We start from the raw sequence: 2,361 nt of genomic DNA, 5'->3' as shown, positions 1-2,361 counted from the left end.
TTCATTTTTTTTGTCATAATCAAGTATTGCATATAATTGTACCGTACTCATGATAATGATTTAGGATTGCTATATAACATACTGCCCAAATGGCATAAGAGTTTATTTTTCAATTATTATCGATTTTCATAGTTGTGACTTTCTTTCAGAGTTTTTTTCACAACGAACTTCCCGGACAAGTTCACAAATTTCATCGATTGTCATCGGATTGGGATCGGGTGCTAATGAGTTTCTAAGTCGCCGCAACTCCTCCCAATCAAAACCTGCTTTTAGTTTCTGAAAAACAGTGCTATCTGCTGTAACAGTAACTGTATATCTATCCCCGGGCTTCAGTTGACTTTCAATCTCAACCGGAATTTATAACTTACTGTCGGGATGCAAATAAACAGTAAGTAATATTAAATTTGCCAAGGAATTATTGCAGGTGTTGAAAAATTATATTTTTCACAGTTTCCGGCAAAGATTCCATGATTTTGACCAAAGTAGCGATCGCCCTTGATGACATCAATTTATCCTCAACTCTTGTTAAGAGTTCCGAAACTAAATTAATATGTAGCGTTTACCTATTTTACTACAATTTTCTCCTTTCATTCCAGCTACTCGATGAACAGCAATAGCAGCAGCTACCCGCCCTCTCAACTCCAAATAGCCTATAATCAAAGCATCCTGCCAAAATCGCTTTCAACATATTTCCTGTAAACATAATCACAACAGTCAAAATCACCAACAAGCAATTATGAGCGGTACTGTTACATCCCCCAACAACCTCAACCAGCAGCGGCCACTCTCCACGGCATCCGCTGACACTTCCAGTTCCCTACTGGGCGACTTCATCCAAGAAACACTCGCCTTAACCAAGCGCCTGTTTATTCAATTGCAGCGCCGCCCCTCGACGCTAGTTGCAGGCATTATTCAGCCGCTGATGTGGTTGGTTTTGTTCGGAGCTCTGTTTGAAAATGCTCCCTCCGGCTTGTTCGGCCAAAGCCAGAATTACGGACAATTTCTCGGCGCGGGTGTAATCGTTTTTACAGCATTTGCCGGGGCGCTGAATGCCGGTTTGCCGATTATGTTCGATCGCGAGTTCGGATTTCTCAACCGGTTGTTAGTCGCGCCGTTGGCTTCCAGATTTTCGATAGTCCTCGCTTCGGCTATTTTTATCGTCACCCTCAGCTTTATCCAAACCGGCACAATCGTTACAGCGGGCGCATTTTTGGGCGCGGGATTCCCCGGAATTGCCGGACTGGGGGCGATCGCCCTGATCGTGCTGCTGCTAGTTTTGGGCGTCACCGGCTTGAGTCTGGGTTTAGCCTTCGCTCTTCCCGGTCACGTAGAATTAATAGCGGTAATTTTTGTTACTAACCTGCCGCTGTTATTTGCCAGCACAGCCCTCGCGCCGCTGTCATTTATGCCAGAGTGGCTGCAAGTTGTGGTGACTCTCAATCCTCTGAGTTACGCGATCGAACCCATCCGCTACCTTTACCTGCACAGCGATTGGTCCCTAGCAAGTGTGGTGATGCAAGCTCCTTGGGGTAATGTTACCTTTGGAGGAGCGCTGTTAGTATTGCTAGCCTTTGATTTGGTGGCGCTGCTGAGCATTCAACCGCTGCTGAGACGCAGGTTTGCTTAGGGCGATCGCGGCCTATCTGCGGGCGATCGCGCGCGCAGATAGGCCGTCAATTGTAGGGACACGGCAATGCCGTGTCCTTAGCCCCAGCGAAGTAATATAATATTTATTCGCAAGTCAGAATATTGTTTAGATAGAATTGTTTTTTTGAACGTTCAACTAATAAATTATGAACACCAAAACTTCCAAATCGGGCAAATTGATGATTGGGATTGCTGCAAGCGCGATCGCATCCTGTGCTCTGTTCTCCCCTCAAGCAAGCTTCGCTCAAGCAAGCGGTTTAAATAATGCCCAACCGCTGCAAGACTTTCAAACTCAAGACAATACCGACCCATTTTCCGGCCGCAGCAGCGGCAGCGGAATATTTGATTTAATTCACAGATCCAATTTGGGAGGCGGCCGCAGCATGGAAGAATTTAATACCGAACAGCGCCAAAATTTGAACGATGCGGCCGCAGAATTTCGCAACAAACAGCGCCTACTACTGGAAAAGCAAGCTGTACCTTCAGAAGGGGCGATCGCACCAGCAGAAATTACCACCCCCGTCCCTTAAATTTACAACTGCTGTTTGCTCATTTCTCAGTCCGCGTGAGCGAAGCCAGCGCTTAGGCGGACTTCGTTTGTCTAGCGATTTCCAGATCCGAATCTTATCTAAAAACCCTGGGGGGGTGACGACCCGCCCCAAACCCATAGTTAGTAAGGATTGAGCCAACTTGTGGTAAAAAAAGATAGGCAGC

General features: G+C 46.4%; 2 protein-coding genes. Both read left to right on the top strand.

From position 1 onward, the window contains the following. Positions 1-736 precede the first annotated feature (736 nt). Complete coding sequence (locus tag QUA42_RS27480; protein WP_333141834.1) at positions 737-1,627, top strand: ABC transporter permease; 891 nt, start codon at positions 737-739, stop codon at positions 1,625-1,627. Between the two features lie 166 nt (positions 1,628-1,793). Continuing rightward, a complete protein-coding gene (locus QUA42_RS27475; protein ID WP_333141832.1) occupies positions 1,794-2,177 on the top strand; it encodes a hypothetical protein in 384 nt (127 codons plus the stop codon). Positions 2,178-2,361 lie beyond the last annotated feature (184 nt).

Source organism: Microcoleus sp. Pol11C2 (assembly GCF_036701505.1).
In the GTDB taxonomy this organism is placed as follows: Bacteria; Cyanobacteriota; Cyanobacteriia; order Cyanobacteriales; family Microcoleaceae; genus Microcoleus.
Note: the sequence above shows the minus strand (reverse complement) of the source record. Positions and strands in the feature narration are given on the sequence as shown.